General features: G+C 59.5%; 12 protein-coding genes, 1 tRNA gene and 2 rRNA genes. 4 read left to right on the forward strand and 11 right to left on the reverse strand.

Going from position 1 to position 16521, the window contains the following annotated elements:
• The first annotated feature begins 9 nt into the window (after nucleotides 1-9).
• Nucleotides 10-1137, forward strand: a complete 1128-nt coding sequence (locus GWQ31_RS15025) for an S-(hydroxymethyl)glutathione dehydrogenase/class III alcohol dehydrogenase (RefSeq protein ID WP_275909692.1) — start codon at nucleotides 10-12, stop codon at nucleotides 1135-1137.
• Between the two features lie 50 nt (nucleotides 1138-1187).
• A complete protein-coding gene (gene fghA / locus GWQ31_RS15030) occupies nucleotides 1188-2024 on the forward strand; it encodes an S-formylglutathione hydrolase (RefSeq protein WP_275909693.1) in 837 nt (278 codons plus the stop codon).
• A gap of 64 nt (nucleotides 2025-2088) precedes the next feature.
• Here fghA and GWQ31_RS15035 read toward each other — a convergent pair whose 3' ends face one another.
• Nucleotides 2089-2811 carry a head GIN domain-containing protein gene (locus tag GWQ31_RS15035; protein ID WP_275909694.1) on the reverse strand — a complete coding sequence of 241 codons (723 nt, stop codon included), beginning with the start codon at nucleotides 2809-2811 and terminating at the stop codon, nucleotides 2089-2091.
• A gap of 347 nt (nucleotides 2812-3158) precedes the next feature.
• Here GWQ31_RS15035 and ovoA point away from each other — a divergent pair, with 347 nt between their 5' ends.
• Nucleotides 3159-5309 carry a 5-histidylcysteine sulfoxide synthase gene (gene ovoA / locus GWQ31_RS15040; RefSeq protein ID WP_275909695.1) on the forward strand — a complete coding sequence of 717 codons (2151 nt, stop codon included), beginning with the start codon at nucleotides 3159-3161 and terminating at the stop codon, nucleotides 5307-5309.
• An 81-nt stretch (nucleotides 5310-5390) separates the two neighbouring features.
• On the opposite strand, the gene GWQ31_RS15045 is transcribed toward ovoA, so the two are convergent.
• Entirely contained in the window at nucleotides 5391-6368 is a 978-nt protein-coding gene (locus GWQ31_RS15045; RefSeq protein WP_275909696.1) for a bile acid:sodium symporter family protein, read from the reverse strand.
• A gap of 390 nt (nucleotides 6369-6758) precedes the next feature.
• Between GWQ31_RS15045 and GWQ31_RS15050 the strand changes: the two genes are divergently transcribed.
• Complete coding sequence (locus GWQ31_RS15050) at nucleotides 6759-7469, forward strand: transporter substrate-binding domain-containing protein (protein ID WP_275909697.1); 711 nt, start codon at nucleotides 6759-6761, stop codon at nucleotides 7467-7469.
• Nucleotides 7470-7553: 84 nt separating this feature from the next.
• Here GWQ31_RS15050 and GWQ31_RS15055 read toward each other — a convergent pair whose 3' ends face one another.
• The 9 genes from GWQ31_RS15055 to rrf (GWQ31_RS15095) all read right to left on the reverse strand — a co-directional run bounded on the left by GWQ31_RS15055 (nucleotide 7554) and on the right by rrf (GWQ31_RS15095) (nucleotide 16509).
• Entirely contained in the window at nucleotides 7554-8984 is a 1431-nt protein-coding gene (locus GWQ31_RS15055; protein ID WP_275909698.1) for an amino acid permease, read from the reverse strand.
• 166 nt (nucleotides 8985-9150) lie between these two features.
• Nucleotides 9151-9489 (reverse strand): tRNA-binding protein, encoded by a 339-nt coding sequence (locus GWQ31_RS15060; protein WP_026080427.1) that lies wholly within the window; start codon nucleotides 9487-9489, stop codon nucleotides 9151-9153.
• Between the two features lie 76 nt (nucleotides 9490-9565).
• Nucleotides 9566-11011 (reverse strand): amino acid permease, encoded by a 1446-nt coding sequence (locus tag GWQ31_RS15065; protein WP_275909699.1) that lies wholly within the window; start codon nucleotides 11009-11011, stop codon nucleotides 9566-9568.
• Between the two features lie 103 nt (nucleotides 11012-11114).
• Entirely contained in the window at nucleotides 11115-11570 is a 456-nt protein-coding gene (locus GWQ31_RS15070) for a beta-galactosidase subunit beta (RefSeq protein WP_143238221.1), read from the reverse strand.
• Nucleotides 11567-14641 carry a beta-galactosidase subunit alpha gene (ebgA, locus tag GWQ31_RS15075; protein ID WP_275909700.1) on the reverse strand — a complete coding sequence of 1025 codons (3075 nt, stop codon included), beginning with the start codon at nucleotides 14639-14641 and terminating at the stop codon, nucleotides 11567-11569. The genes GWQ31_RS15070 and ebgA overlap by 4 nt, the downstream gene beginning before the upstream one ends.
• Before the next feature lie 320 nt (nucleotides 14642-14961).
• Nucleotides 14962-15927: a transcriptional regulator EbgR gene (ebgR, locus tag GWQ31_RS15080; protein WP_275909701.1), complete on the reverse strand. Its 966-nt coding sequence runs from the start codon at nucleotides 15925-15927 to the stop codon at nucleotides 14962-14964.
• A 155-nt stretch (nucleotides 15928-16082) separates the two neighbouring features.
• Nucleotides 16083-16197 (reverse strand): 5S ribosomal RNA (rrf, locus tag GWQ31_RS15085).
• A gap of 15 nt (nucleotides 16198-16212) precedes the next feature.
• Nucleotides 16213-16288 (reverse strand) — tRNA-Thr (locus tag GWQ31_RS15090).
• A 106-nt stretch (nucleotides 16289-16394) separates the two neighbouring features.
• Nucleotides 16395-16509, reverse strand: a 5S ribosomal RNA gene (gene rrf / locus GWQ31_RS15095).
• Nucleotides 16510-16521: the final 12 nt, after the last annotated feature.

Raw genomic sequence — 16521 nt, forward strand, 5'->3', positions numbered from 1 at the left:
ATGTCATTCATGGCACAGGTTCAAAGCATCAAGTGTAAAGCCGCCATCGCCTGGGGACCGGGCCAGCCCCTCTCCATCGAAGAGGTGGAGGTCATGCCACCCCAGGCCGGTGAAGTGCGGGTGCGCATCGTCGCTACCGGCGTCTGCCACACAGATGCCTTCACGCTATCCGGCGAAGATCCGGAAGGGGTCTTCCCCTGCATCCTGGGCCATGAAGGCGGCGGCATCGTCGAGTCCATCGGGGAAGGCGTCACCAGCGTCAAGGTGGGGGATCACGTGATCCCGCTCTACACCCCCGAGTGCGGCGAGTGCAAGTTCTGCAGATCCGGCAAGACCAACCTGTGCCAGAAGATCCGCACCACCCAGGGCAAGGGACTGATGCCGGACGGCACCACCCGCTTCTCCAAGGATGGTCAGCCCATCTATCACTACATGGGCACCTCCACCTTCAGTGAGTACACAGTCCTGCCCGAGATCTCCATCGCCAAGGTGGACCCGGCTGCTCCGCTGGAAGAGGTGTGCCTGCTCGGTTGCGGCGTCACCACCGGCATAGGCGCCGTGATGAACACCGCCAAGGTGAAGGAAGGTGAGAGCGTCGCCATCTTCGGGCTGGGTGGCATTGGCCTCTCCGCCGTGATCGGCGCCCGCCTCGCCAAGGCCGGTCGCATCATCGCCATCGACATCAACGAGAGCAAGTTCGAACTGGCCCGCAAGCTGGGTGCCACCGACTGCATCAACCCGAACGATTACGACAAGCCCATCCAGGAGGTCATCGTCGAGATGACCGACGGCGGCGTCGACTTCTCGTTCGAGTGCATCGGCAACGTCAAGGTCATGCGTGCAGCGCTGGAGTGCTGCCACAAGGGCTGGGGCGAGTCGGTCATTATCGGCGTCGCAGGAGCGGGCCAGGAGATAAGCACACGTCCGTTCCAGCTGGTCACCGGCCGGGTCTGGCGCGGCAGCGCCTTCGGTGGCGTACGCGGTCGCAGCGAGCTGCCGAGCTATGTGCAGCGCTACATGCAGGGGGAGTTCAAGCTGGACGACTTCATCACCCATACCATGGGGCTTGAGCAAATCAACGAGGCGTTCGAGCTGATGCACGAAGGCAAGAGCATCCGCACCGTCATTCACTACTGAGCATGATCACCCCGCCCGTCCCTCGACGGGCGGGGTGCAGGAGTTCCTCGATGAATCTGGACATTATCAGCAGCAACAAGAGCTTCGATGGCTGGCACAAGCGCTACAGCCACAGCTCCAGCGTGCTCGGCTGCGAGATGCGCTTCGCCATCTATCTGCCGCCCCAGGCCCTCACCGGCCAGAAGGTGCCTGTGCTCTACTGGCTCTCCGGCCTCACCTGCACCGATGAAAACTTCATGCAGAAGGCGGGGGCGCACCGCATCGCCGCCGAGCTCGGCATCGCCCTGGTGGCACCGGACACCAGCCCCCGCGGCGAAGGAGTAGCGGACGATCCCGCTTACGATCTCGGCATGGGGGCAAGCTTTTACGTCAACGCCAGCCAGAGCCCCTGGCGTGATCACTACCAGATGTATGATTACGTCACCCGCGAGCTGCCTGACCTGATAGAGACCCACTTCCCGGTCTCGACCCGCCGCGCCATCAGCGGCCACTCCATGGGGGGTCACGGCGCGCTGATCGCCGCCCTGCGCGAGCCCGGTCGCTACCAATCCGTGTCGGCCTTCAGCCCCATCAGCCATCCGAGCCGCTGCCCCTGGGGGCAGAAGGCGCTCGGCGCCTACCTCGGCAACAACCCCCTGCTGTGGCAGGAGTGGGATGCCTGCCAGCTGCTGCGCCACCACCCGGTAGCACCGCTGCCGACCCTGGTGGATGTGGGGCTGGACGATCCCTTCCTCGCCGAGCAGCTGCACATCGATGCCCTGGCGGATATTGCCGCCAGCAAGGCCTGGCCGCTGGAGCTCAATCGCCACCCCGGCTATGACCACAGCTACTACTTTGTGGCGAGCTTTATCGAGGCACACCTGCGCTTCCACGCCCGCCATCTCTGATCAAAACAGGCCCATGAAGGGCCTGTTTATTTTCTATTTTCGATTATCTGCTTGCGGTCAGGCTTCAGCTGCCCTGGCGGGTCACGTCTCCCGAGCCTGCGATCTCGCTCTGCAACTTGGGATCTCCCCAGTAACTGACCGAGCCGGATCCGGCAATACCAACCTTGAGCCGCTCCTGCGCCCGTACCTCCACATCCCCGCTGCCTGCTATATTGACCTCGACATCTTCGCTGGCGAGCCCGGCCCCCAGCACATCGCCGGAACCGGCGATGTTCAGCTCCATGGCTTTGGCTGATCCCTCACCCAGATCCAGGCTGCCCGAGCCGGCTATGTTGCCCTCCAGACGGTTCAAATCCAGCTTGCTGGCGACTATGTCACCCGTTCCGGCCACAGACAGCACCAGCCTGTCCCCCTTGAAGCCATGCAGATCACCACGGCCCGTGCCCGCCAGCGCCAGTTCATGGAGCTCGGGCAGAGTGATGGTCAGCTCCAGCGGCGCTGTGGGGTCGAGCCGGTAACCATCCTTCACCTCTATCTCCAGCTTGCTGCCACTCTCGGTCAACTCCAGATAGGGCAAGAGGTTCTCCTGTCCCTTGATATGAATGCCGCTCGCCTCACCCGCCACCAGATGAATGTTGGCGGGCACACCGGCTAACACCCGGGTCACCTGTTTGCCCATGGGTTGATGCTGCTCGATGACAGCCCCCGCCCCGGTCACCCGTGTCTCATCCAGCCAGCTGCAGCCACTGAGCCCCATGGCCAGCATCATTCCCATTATCAGTTTCATCGTCACTATCCTCGTTGTGTTCTGGCCGTGTCCGGACCCATTCGGTCTCAAAGAGGGCAAACATCGTGCCATATCACCAACTATATGATTTTTATGTATATACCTATTATTCATGGCATCGTCATCAAAATGTAGAGAGCCATTCAGACCATAAGTTGGTAAAACTGACCATGCCCGAATAGGGGCAAGTCCCGGTCAGCTTGCAACCGCCCGCCGGGCCACCCTGCTGACGGGCCAGGGAAGTTTTTGGTTGTCGCACCTGTCTGTTGAGCCAATAGTGATACCTTGTGCGTATAAAGCTCTCCATTGCGGTAATCCATTTGCTACTGCCAACAAGGAGTCAGAGTGTGACCCAAGTCAGCACCCAGTTTTCCACCGCCATCGGCCTGCCCGCGCCGACCCGTACCCCGCTGCTGACCGGCAGCGATCCCGAGCAGAAGCGCCGCGAACTGCTCGGCTACTTCTGCCAGACTTTCGATCTCTACGAGAGTCTGTTCGATTGCCTGGCCGATGAGCACGCCTGGTTCAACAAGGCGATCCCGCTACGCCATCCACTCATTTTCTACTACGGCCACACCGCTGCCTTCTTCATCAACAAGCTGCTGGCAGCCCGGCTCATCGATAGCCGCATCGACGCCCGCATCGAGGCCATGGTCGCCATCGGGGTGGATGAGATGAGCTGGGACGATCTGGATGAAACCCACTACGACTGGCCCAGAGTGGCCGAGCTGCGCAGCTACCGCGCCAAGGTACGCACCCGCGTGATTGACTTCATCCGCCACATGCCGCTGACCCTGCCCATCGACTGGCAGAGCCCGGCCTGGGTCATATTGATGGGGATAGAGCACGAGCGCATCCACCTCGAGACCTCCAGCGTATTGATCCGCCAGCTGCCGCTAGCCTGGGTGCAGCCACAGCCTTATTGGCCCGCCTGCACAGAAGCTCGCCACCGGATTGACGAGGTGCCTGCCAACAGCCTGCTGCCAGTGTCCGGTGGTCAGGTGCGCCTCGGCAAACGGGACGCTACTTATGGCTGGGACAACGAATATGGCGAGCGCCACATCGAGATCCCCCCCTTCCAGGCCAGCCGCATGCTGGTGAGCAATGCCGAATACCTCGACTTCGTTCAGGCCGGCGGCTATCAACAGCAAGAGTGGTGGGATCAAGAGGGCTGGGGTTGGTGCCAGTATGCCAGGGCGCGCATGCCCACCTTCTGGGTCGGTGATCCTGCCGAGCCTGAGCAGTTGCAGCTGAGGTTGATGACGGAGCGGGTAAGCATGCCCTGGGATTGGCCCGCCGAGGTGAACCAGCTGGAAGCTGCCGCCTTCTGTCGCTGGAAGGCGGCCCAGACCGGACTGCCCATCCAGCTGCCGAGCGAAGGGGAGTGGATGCTGCTGCGGGAACAGCTGGCAGGGGATCAACCGGACTGGCTCGACGCGCCAGGCAACATCAACCTGGCACGCTTCGCCTCCTCCTGCCCGGTGGATGCCTGCCCCCAGGGCAGCTTCTTCGATCTGGTGGGCAACGTCTGGCAGTGGACCAGCACCGCCATCGATGGCTTCAACGGCTTTCGGGTTCACCCGCTCTACGATGACTTCTCTACACCCACTTTTGATGGCAAGCACACCCTCATCAAGGGCGGCAGTTGGATAAGCACAGGCAACGAAGCGCTCAAGTCGTCCCGTTACGCCTTTCGTCGCCACTTCTTCCAGCATGCGGGCTTCCGCTATCTGGTCTCACGTTATCAGGAACCCGTCATAGTGAATCCTTACGAAACCGATACCCTGGTCGCCCAATACCTGGACTTCCAGTACGGCCCGACCCACTTTGGTGTCACCAACTACGCCAAAGCCCTGGCAGATCTTGCCAGCGAGCTGTGCAGCAATCACCAACGGGCGCTGGATATCGGCTGCGCCACCGGTCGTGCCAGCTTTGAACTGGCTCGCCACTTTCAGCATGTGGACGGGGTGGACTACTCGGCCCGCTTCATCGACGTGGCACTCTCCCTCGCCAGTCAGGACAGCTTCCGTTATGCCGTACCGCTGGAGGGAGACCTTGTGGAGTATTGCGAGGCGCGTCTGTCGAGCCATCAGCTTGGCACCGAGCAGGCCGAGCGCATCCACTTCAGTCAGGGGGATGCCTGCAACCTCAAGCCCAAGTACGACCACTACGATCTGGTGCTCGCCGCCAACCTGATCGACCGACTGCGTGAACCGGCCCGCTTCCTACGGGACATTGCCCCTCGTCTGCGCAGCGGCGGCCTGCTGGTGCTTACCAGCCCTTACACCTGGCTGACGGAGTACACACCAAAGGCCAACTGGCTCGGTGGCATCCGTGAAAATGGCGAAGCCCTCAGCACCTATCAGGCGTTGCAACGGCTGCTGGCGGAGGAGTTCGAGGAACACTGCCCACCGCGAGATGTCCCCTTCGCCATCCGCGAGACCGCCCGCAAGTATCAACATACTGTGGCGCAACTGACCGTCTGGCGTAAGCGTTGAACTGACGTTGCGGGTGACACAAGCCGGAGAAACAAGAGAGGGAGGCCAGCTGGCCTCCCTCTCTTTTCAACTCGGGTGACGTCACCCCTCCCGGCTTGGAACAAGGGGGCTGGTCTCCTGCTCATGATAACGGCGCGCCAGTACGGCGCAGACCATCAGCTGGATTTGATGGAAGATCATAAGCGGCAGCACCATGACCCCGACGCTGGCGGCCGGGAACATGATGTTGGCCATGGGCACACCATTGGCCAGGCTCTTCTTGGAGCCGCAGAAGACGATGGTGATCTCGTCCGCCTTGTCGAAACCAAGGCGGCGGCTGATCCAGATGTTCCAACCCAGCACCAGCGCCAGCAGTACGCAACTCAACAGCACTATACTGGCCAGATCGTACCAGCCTACTTGATGCCATATCCCCTGCACCACGGCCTCACTGAAAGCCACATAAACCACCAGAAGAATGGAGCTCTGATCCAGTTTGCCGATGAGCGGGCGGTGGCTGTCGACCCAGCGGCCGATGAGCGGCCGGGAAAGGTGGCCCACCACGAACGGCAGCATCAGCTGCACCATGATGGCCTGGATGGAGTGCCAGGTATCGATCCCCTCCCCCTGTACATTGATCATCAGCCCCACCAGCACGGGGGAGAGAAAGATGCCGAGGATACTGGAGGCCGAGGCACTGCACACCGCCGCCGACACATTGCCCCCCGCCATGGAGGTAAAAGCGATGGCCGACTGTACAGTCGCGGGCAGAGCGCACAGATAGAGGAAGCCGAGGTAGATGGCCGGGCTCAGCCAGAGCGGCACCAGCGGAGTGAGCAGCAGTCCCAGCAGCGGGAACAGCACGAAAGTGCTGGCCATCACCACCAGATGCAGTCGCCAGTGGCCGAGGCCCGCCAGCAGGTTCTGGCGCGACAGCTTGGCACCGTGCATGAAGAACAGCAGTGCCACCGCCAGCTTGGTCAGCAGACCGAACCAGACGGCCACCTGCCCCTCGCAGGGGAAGAAGGAAGCCAGGGCCACCACAGCAATCAACACAGAAGTAAAGGGATCCAGACGCACAAGGAATCTCCATCAGAAGCGCATCCCCCTCTCAAGAGACTAGGGACCGGGGACAACAAGAAATGCAATACTAGGGCAGGCCCCCGTTGCAACGCCCAACAGCTTATCCCGATAACCAACAGGCATAAAGTTGGAGCAGCCAGAAGACCATGCCTGTTGCGCTGCTCACATTGAGCGCGGACCGAACGGAAAAGATCGCATCAAGACATTATCGACATGCCGCCATAGTGATACAGACTACAGTTGGAAACAGGGTTACATCACGGTATAGAGTAGGTTTTCATGCCTGTTGCGCTGACGTTACCAAGGCGTCGTATCTAATATCTCAACCCCAGTACTGAACGACGGGCCGGGAGAGCCCAGAGCCAGGCGAGAGTCTACCGATGGTATATGACCATACTCGAGGGACCAGAAATGAAATCGCTCAGAATTATTTTTCTCCTTTTTCCCTTCCTCACACAGGCAGATGAAATAACGGTAGCCGTTGAAGCTTGGCCTCCCTACGTTCAGAAAGACCATACAGGTGTTGCAGACACCATTGTCCAATGTGCGCTGACGGTCCGGGGTCATCGGCTGGTATACAAGAGTTATCCATGGCCACGAATATATTCAATGATAAAGAATGGCCTGGTTGATATCAGTTACCCTTGGAACATGACCGGAGACAGGGTCAAAGAGGTTCTGTTCAGTGAACCTCTGTTTGAGGCCAAAGAGGTTTTTGTTTACCTAAAAGGAAACGACTTCAAATGGAATACAGCTAATGATTTGAAAAAGTACAGTATTGGAGCCTTGATCGGATACAGCCATACGGAGCTACTGCTGAAAAACAAGATCCCCATTCAACTGGTCAAAAAGGAGAGTCAGCTCTTTGGGCTGTTGTTTTCAAAAAGAATCGATGCTTTCCCGATCAATTTTTCGATACTGACAAGCATGCTTAAAACCATGCCCACAGAAGAAGTCTCGCGAATAGCCCTTCACGAAAAGGCTTTTTCTAACAACATGCTACGTGTCATCACCACCAATAACGCCAGAGGGCGTTTCTTGATTGATGAATTAAGCAAAGGTGTTTTAACGCCAGCCTGTCGTGAGTCGGAGCACTAAAATGTCCCTTCCCCCCAGAGTGGAAACATCGTAAAGACGGGTGGCCCTGGCTACCCGTCATGCATGCGGCTTCAGCCGTCAACTCTACTCCACCAGCATGGCGCTTGCTGTGCCAACAGCCTGCTTGCGGGCCTGACGCTTCTCGAAGCGGGAGATCCACCAGTAAGCCAGCGCCGAGAAGAGCGCCGTCATAAAGACGTTGATGAAGAAGGCGCGCACCAGATCCACCCCGGCCGGGAAGGCGGAGGCGCTCATGCTCACCACGAAGATGGCGATCAGCACGGAGACCACAGCCATGCCGAAGGTGCGCGACCCCATGCGGAACTCGCGGGGGGTGTCGTCATGTTTCCAGCGGAACACAAAGTAGGCCACCATGATGAAGATCGGCGGCAGCATGGCGGTACCGGCGGTGAGGTTGATGGCGGTGTTCATCATCTGCTGCACCGACTCGGAGCCAAAACCGTTGACCACCAGCATCGCGAACACGAAGACAAACTGCCACCAGGCGGCGCGCACCGGCACCCCGTGCTCGTTGAGCTGGGTGGTCTTCTCGCCGTAAACCCCCTGCGGGATCTCGGAGAAGTGGATCTTCACCGGCGCCGAGGTCCACATCATCATGGAGCCGAACATGGCGATGAACAGCACCACGCCGACGAAGCGGCCCACCAGCGCTTCCGACAGCTGGAAGTACTGGGCCATACCGGTGAAGATCTCCACCATGCCGCCGGCATAGGTGAGGCTCTCGCGCGGCACGAACACGTTCACCAGCAGGGAACCCAGCGCATACATGGCACCGATGACGATACCGGCCGTGATGATCACCCTGATGAAGGACTTCTGACCGCCCTTCACGTCGTTGAGATAGGCCGCTGCCGTCTCGGCACCGCCCGCCGCCTGGAAGATCCAGCACATGATGCCGAGCGTCGCCCAGTTGACGGTGGGAGTCATCGCCTCCAGCGTGATGGGCTGGGCCGGCACATGATCGCCACTCAGGGCCATCAGGGCGCCCAGCACATAGATGGCGAACAGGGCAAACACCCCGTAGGCCACGATCTCGGCAATCTTGCCGAGCCAGCTCGCCCCCTTGGTGGAGATGTGGGTCGCCGCCGCAAACAGCACGATGGAGATGATCGAGGTGACCATGGGCGAGAAGCTGTACTCATAGCCCAGCATGGCGTAGGAGGCGTAGGCGATGACGTTGGGCAGCAGGGAGACGAACCAGAACAGGTTCACGAACCAGTAGAGAAACGAGCCCAGATAGGCCATCCGGGTGCCGAGCGGTTTTTTCAGCCAGTCGTACATCCCCGACTCGGAGTTTTTGTTGGCCGAGACGAACTCGGCGATGATGAAGACGAACGGGATGAAGTAGACGATGGTCGCCAGCAGGAAGATGGGGGCGGAGCTAAGCCCCAGCTCGATGTTGTTGTTGACGATGTTACGCACGTTGAACACGGCGGCAAAGGTCATCGACAACAGGGCAAACTTGCCTATGGTGCCGCGTACGGATTCAGACATGGTGTCCTCCAGTGGACTCGCGCTCCCTGCGGGTAACGCTGTGACTCTGTGATGTGTTCGGCAAGGGTCTGTCGGCCCTGCGCTTTACTCTCTTGTTATGAGCGAGCCGCATGGACGACCTCGTTGGTGAACCGGTGCAGTCTCCCGCACCGGCTCGCAATACCAGTCAGACGATCGGGGTGCCCGGCGCCATCGGCACCCGGGGTTGCAGCAGCACGCTCTGGCTCTCGTCCGGGGTCTCGGCGCAGAGCAACATGCACTCGGATCGCTCGCCGCGCATCCTGGTCGGCTTGAGGTTGGTCAGCACCACCACCTCGCTGCCCATCAGCTCCTCTTCGCTGTAGTAAGGCACCAGACTGGTGACGGTCTGCAGTGGCCGCTCACCGCCCACGTCGATCTGGACGATGTAGAGTTTGTCGGCACCGGGGTGGCGCACCACCTCCAGCACCTTGCCCACCTTCATCTCGACCCGTTTGAATTCGGCAAACTCGATCGTCTCGCTCATTCTCTTTTCCTTTTCTGGTTCAACGGTTTGCGGGTGGCCAACGGCCACCCGGTTTGATTGGAATTCAATGCAGTGGCTATGGCGTCTGCATGGCAACCTGCGCTGCCGGCTGGGCCTCTTTGGCACGCGCTTCGGCGCTGAGGGAGGCCTCGTATCTGTTGTATTTCCACCAGGCGAAGCCGAGGAAAATCACGATCCCGCCGACGTTGTAGAAGATGATGGTCATGATGTCGGCGCCGGTCGGGAAGGTGGAGGCGAGGAAGCCTACCGAGAAGATGGCGATCAGCACCGAGACCACGGCGATGCCGGTGGTGCGTGAGCCCATCTTGAAATCCCGCGGCAGGTGATCCAGCTTCAGACGCAGATTGAGGTAGGCCAGCATGATGAACAGCGGCGGCAGCATGGAAGCGGCGGCGGTCATGTTGATGACGGTGTTCATCAGATCCTGCGCGGTGTTGGAGCCCAGAGTCGGGATCACCATCAGCGGCAGCACGATGAGGTACTGGATCCAGGCTGCACGGGCGGGCACGCCGTTCTCGTTCAGCTCGACCGTCTTCTTGCCGAAGATACCGGCCGGGATCTCGGAGAAGAAGATCTTCACCGGGGTCGCGGTCCACATCAGCAGGGAGCCGAACATGGCGGTGAAGGAGACCAGCCCGACGAAGCGGTTCATCAGGATCTCCGGCAGGCCGAAGTAGGCTGCCAGCCCTTCAAACACCTGCACCGAGCCGCCGGTGTATTTCAGGGTGTCGCTGTGGACGAATACGTTGATCAACAGCGATGCGATGGAGTAGAGCACGCCGATAAAGATCCCGGCGACGATGATCACCTTGACGAAGGACTTGGAGCCGCCTTTTACGTCATTGACGTAGACCGCCACCGACTCAGCGCCACCGGCTGCCATAAAGATCCATGTGGTAATGCCCAGAAACGCCCAGCTGAAGTCGGGGATCATGGCCTCTACCGTGATGGGATCGGCTGGCTGCACGCCGCCCACCAGTGCCGCACCCGCCAGCAGGATGTAGGAGAGGGTCAGCAGCAGCATCAGGGACGAAGTCACCGAGGTGATGGGGCCCAGCATCTTGGCGCCGTTGGTGGAGACGTAGGTGGCAAAGGCAAACAGCACCATGCTCAATGCCGTGGTCGCCACCGGAGTGAGAATGTACTCGTAGCCGAGGAAGGCATAGGAGGCGTAGGCGATGACCCGCGGCAGCAAGGAGGTAAAGAAGAAGAGGTTCACGAACCAGTAGGTGTAGGCGGAGATAAAGGCCCAGCGCCCGCCGAGGGAACTCTTCACCCAGGCATAAACGCCCGCTTCGGAGTTTTTGTTCAGTGACACGAACTCCGCAATGATCAGGCAAAACGGAATGAAGTAGAAAATGGTGGCCAGAAAGAACATCGGGGCCGAGGCCAGACCGATCTCGATGTTGTTGTTGATGACGTTGTTGAAGCTGAATACCGCCGCGAAGGTGAGCGACAGCAGACCAAACTTGCCTATCGTATTGCGTTTGGAATCAGACATGGTGCATCTCCAGACCTGTAGTTATCTCAGCGAAAGGGCGGGGCATGATTTGTAGGGTGAGCCCCGCCCTTCCGGCTTTTATCAGTGCAGAACCGGCGGCTTGTTATTTGTTTTTGAAGTAGCCGCCTTCGACGGTGACCTTGATGATCACCTTGCGCACCGGGCTGTCGCCGACGAATCGGTAGGCCTCGTCGTTCTCGAAGATCACCACCTGCCCATTGCCGACCTGCTGGCGCTCACGCACCTCGCCTGCCAGCCACTCGCGGTCGGTGGTGTCGTCATAGGCCTGCTCGACCGCCAGCTCGCTCTTGGCAGCCCACTCCACCGTCTCTGCCCCTTCCAGGTAGTAGTGGACGTCGAAGTAGCGGCGCTGCCCCTCGAACAACGAGGTGGCCGGGCTGGCCCCCTCCTGCAAGCGGTAGGTGAGGGAGTCACCGATGGAGTGGCAGATGCCGGGCTTGAGGTTTGGCAGGTTGTTGATGGCCTCCACGCAGCGGCCCCACTTCTTGCCCTCCCGGTAGATGTTTTTGAACAGGGTCAGGTTGTCCAGGGTGATCATGCGAGGTTCCTCCCGCCGTTGATGGTGAGATCGAGCCCGGCCAGCGCAGCCGGATTGAGGTTGCCACGAGCGATGGGCAGCAGGGTCAGGCCGAAGCTGAACGGCTCGAAGCGCACCCGCCAGGAGTCCAGCACCTCGGAGCCCCAGGAGTTGGAGCCGAGCCCCAGCACCTTGTGATCCAGATTGAGGGTGAGATAACCGCTAGGCTCCAGCTCGTTGATGTGCTGCGCCGCGTGGATATGCTCCCAGCTGTAGGGCCAGACGCTCAGGTTGATGGGGGCATCTGGCCGCACGTAGAGACCGGCGCCGTGACGGTTGGTCAGGGTCGCCCAGCGTACCTGCTGACGGTTGCCGTTGTCCTGCGGGAAGGGGTAGTGCTCCCACATCTCGCTGACTGTGCTATGAAAGCTGTCGATCCAGTTGCTCTGGCGGCTGTCCTGATAGTTTTCGCCCGGCCCCATGCCGTAGTAGTGCACCCGGTCGAGATCCTGACGAATGCCCAGCTCGAAGCCGATCTTGGGGATGATGTCGTCATAACCGCCGTAGGGCTCGCCGGACAGTGCCACATGCAGCTGGCCATTCGGGCTCAGGGTGTAGACGTAGCGGCAACGCATGCCGAAGTCGAACACCGGCGGCGCAATCCGGCTCTCGACCGTCACCTCGACCGCCTCGCCCAGCTGACGCCAGCTTAAGCTACGGAAGTGCTCCTGCATGATCTGCAGGTGGTTCGGGTGCCACAGGCTCTCGTACTCCTGCTTGTGGTTGTCGATCATCGGCTTGAAGAAGGTGAGGCGCGGCGCCCGCTCAATCAGCTCGACACCATCCTGCTGCCAGCTCACCAGCTTGCCATCGAGGCGCGAGAAACGCAGGGCGAAGCCGCTGCCGCTCAAGCTCAGGTCAAGCCGTTCGTCGGCAATCTGCAACGGGGTGGCGTTGGGATTGGCAAAGGGCTGCAGCTGGCGAGTCGACTCTTTCAGCTGGAACTGGTACTGGCCCAGCTCGTGCTCCGCCGCGCTGTAACGGGTGGCGGTGGCCTTGATGACCCGCAGCTGGACGAAGGTTTCCCGCCCATCTAGAGAGGGCAGCTCGAGTTGCAGCTCGGTAATAGCACCGGGAGCCACCCCTTCCAGCCGGATTTGCTGGCTGGCCAGCAGTTCGCCCTCGGCCTTCACTTCAACCAGCAGACGGATGTCGTCAAGATTGGAGAACCAGTAGCGGTTTTCCACCGCCAGCTTGCCGCTCGCCAGATCCAGAGCGCGCACCTTGACCGGGCAGATCACCTGCTTGTATTCGCGCAGGCCAGGCCCCGGGGTCTGATCCGGGTAGATGAGGCCATCCATGCAGAAGTTGTAGTTGTTGGGGTAGTCGCCGTAGTCGCCGCCGTACTTGTAGACCGGGCGGCCCTGCTCGTCCTGATCCAGAATGCCGTGATCGCACCACTCCCAGATGTAGTGACCCTGAATGTGGGGATGGCGGTCGAACACCTGCTGGTATTCGCTCAGACCACCCGGGCCGTTGCCCATGGCGTGGGCGTACTCGCAGAGGATGCGCGGCTTCTCCATCGGGAACTCGCCGAAGCAGTTCATCTGGGAGACGCGGGAATACATGGTACTGACCACATCCACCACCTCGGCATCGCGATCCTCTTCGTAGTGCACCAGCCGAGTCGGGTCGATCGCCTTGCAGCGCTGGTACATGGCTCTGATGTTGCAGCCGTAGCCGGACTCGTTACCCAGCGACCAGATGATGATGGAGGGGTGGTTTTTCTGGGCGTGTACGTGGCGCTCGATGCGATCCACGAACACCGGCTCCCAGAAGGGGGCGTCGGTGATGCGACTGAGATCGCCGACGTTGGCAAAGCCGTGGGTCTCCACGTCGGTCTCCGCCATCACGAACAGACCGTACTGGTCGCACAGCTCATAGAAGCGAGGATCGTTCGGGTAGTGGGCGGTGCGCACCGAGTTGAGGTTGTGCTGCTTCATCAGCACGATATCGCGTTCAACACGATCCATGCCGACCGCGCGGCTCTTGAGGTGGTCGTTGTCGTGACGGTTCACCCCGTGCAGCTTGAGGTAGTGGCCGTTGACGTAGAAGAGGCCATCTTTGACCTTGATTTCACGCACCCCGACCCGCTGCGGGATCACTTCCAGCAGATCCCCCTGACCGTTGTAGAGGGAGAGTTGCAGCTGATAGAGGTACGGGTCTTCGGCGCTCCACAGATGGGGGTTGGCCAGATCCAGCGTGAAGCGGTAATCACACTTGCCGTCGATGGCGAGATTTTCGAGTGTGCCACTGGCGATCTCGTTGCCCTGATCCAGCAGCGACCAGACCAGACGGTGATCACGAGCAGCCGCCCCCAGATTCTCCAGCTGGATATCGCAGCTCAGGGTGGCGCTTTGATTGTCATCGGCCAGCGCGGTGCGGATGAAGAAGTCCTGCACATGGGCGGCCGGTTTGCCCACCAGATAGACGTCGCGGAAGATCCCCGCCATCCACCACATGTCCTGATCTTCGATATAGGTGGAGTCCGCCCACTGCATCACCCGCACTGACAGCAGGTTCTCGCCGATGTTGGCGTAGGCACTGATATCGAACTCGGCGGTGAGGCGGCTCCCCTTGCTGAAGCCGACGTAGTGGCCGTTCACATAGACCTCGAAGTAGGTCTCCACTCCGTCAAACTTGATGATTACCTGTTCCCCATCCCAGGCCGGGCTCAGGGTGAAGCTGCGTTGATAGGCGCCGGTGGGGTTGTTGGTCGGCACGAAGGGCACGTCGATGGGGAAGGGAAAACCTTCGTCGGTGTACTGCAGCTGGCCATGTCCCTCCATCTGCCACATGTTGGGCACGGTGATCTGGCCCCACTCGTTCATGGGGCTGTGATAGAAGGCCTCCGGTACCTGCAGGGGGTGGTCGAAGTAGTGGAACTGCCACTGGCCGCCAAGGCTCAGAAAACGGCGGCTCAGCTCGCGCTGCATGGTGGCCGCCAGCGCGTGGTCGGCATAAGAGAAGAAGTAGGCGCGCGGAGCCAGCCTGTTTTCACCAACGAATTGGACGTTTTCCCAGTTATTCACATGTCCTCCCGGAACAAGGCAACGTTAACTGGGTAAACCCTAGATAAACATTTACTAAATATCAGCTTTTGATTGGTAAAGTTTTAACCTGATCACAATGAACAGATGGTTTTGTGAGCGAGATCAGAAGCGGAAGATAAAAGGGTGTAAAGCAGGTAGTGATGGCATGAATGTTGATAAACACAGGCAGAGATTGGCTAAAGCAACAGTAAAACAATGCATTATGAATTTATCAGGAGATGTATTGGAGAAGATGATGAAGGGAAGGAGTCGCGCCACCGTGAGATGGCGTGACTAAAATATGCTTTATTTTACTAAAATCAGCGAGTGGTACCACGCAGCGTCAAGCGGCTCGGCACCAGTACCCGAAGGGAAATCTCACGCTCGTCACGCAGCCGTTCGACCAGCAGATTGACTCCTTGGGAGCCCATCAACTCGGAGTGGATCCGCACTGTGGAGAGCGGCGGGAAGGTGAACTTGGCGGTCGGGATATCGTTGACGCTGATCAGCTCAATCTGCTGGGGAATCGCCAATCCCTTCTCGTGGATGGCACGCAGCACCCCGATGGCAATGGAGTCGGATGCGATAAACAGCGCCTTGGGCCAATCCCCTGCCAGCATCTCTTTTGCCAACCGATAGCCGGATGCACTGGAGAAGTCGCCGCGATAGATATCGTTCTCCTGCACCACGCCCAGTCGCTGGCCATAATCCCGGAAAGCCAGCTCACGCAGGTCCGGATTCTCATCCTGTCCGCCGATATAGCCGATACGCTGGTGCCCCTGAGCAATAAAGTAATCAACCACTTGCTGGCTGATCAGGGCGAGATCCACGTCGACCGAGTCGAACTCCCCCTGGGAGGGACAGTCCACGAACACCAGCTGGGCAAAGAGGGAATAGAGTGCGGCAAGCCGCTCAGGTGGCAGATGGCCGATAACCAGAATACCGTCGACGGCGGAGAGCTCACGCCCCTCGGCACCGTTGTAGAAATGGGTAAGCTCGATATTGAGGCGGGCACACTGGGTCTCGATGCCATAGCGAATGGCGAGATAGTAGGGGTCGTTGACCTCGGTGCTCTGCGGGTAGGCATAGACAGCAAGGAAGTGCAGCTTGCTCTTGTGCACCCCTTTACGAGCAGTGCTGGTCTTGTACTCCAGCCGCTCGGCGATCTCGAAGATCTTCTGCCGGGTCTCTTCCTTGACGCTCAGCGTCGGGTCTTCATTGAGCACCCGTGACACAGTCGCTTGGGAAACCCCCGCCTCCTGCGCAATTTCCTTCAACGTGGCCATGCATACTCCTCTGGCGATGACTCCCGACAATACCAGACCAAGAGTAACGGGCAACGTGCTGACATCCCAGCATTTTTACTAAAAGAAACCCAGGGTGGGAGGAAAAATTCCAAAGCAAAAAGGCCTCCCGAATGGGAGGCCTCTTCTAAATAGGTGCCTGACAGTGTCCTACTCTCGCATGGCGAATGCCACACTACCATCGGCGCTACTGCGTTTCACTTCTGAGTTCGGCATGGGATCAGGTGGTTCCACAGCGCTATTGCCGTCAGGCAAAAGCTTTAAAACTGGTGCTGATACCCAGAGTCGAACTGGGGACCTCATCCTTACCAAGGATGCGCTCTACCAACTGAGCCATATCAGCACACTAACCGGTAAAGACCGCACTGCGTGCGTTATCTAAATCTCTCGTCCGCAACAACCTTACGTTGTCACACGACCAACCACATCGCTGTGATTGCTTAATTGAAGCCTGGCAGTGTCCTACTCTCGCATGGCGAATGCCACACTACCATCGGCGCTACCGCGTTTCACTTCTGAGTTCGGCATGGGATCAGGTGGTTCCACGGCGCTATGGCCGCCAGGCAAATTCTTCAA

Source organism: Aeromonas sp. 2MA4 (assembly GCF_029237305.1).
Taxonomy (GTDB): domain Bacteria; phylum Pseudomonadota; class Gammaproteobacteria; order Enterobacterales; family Aeromonadaceae; genus Aeromonas; species Aeromonas salmonicida.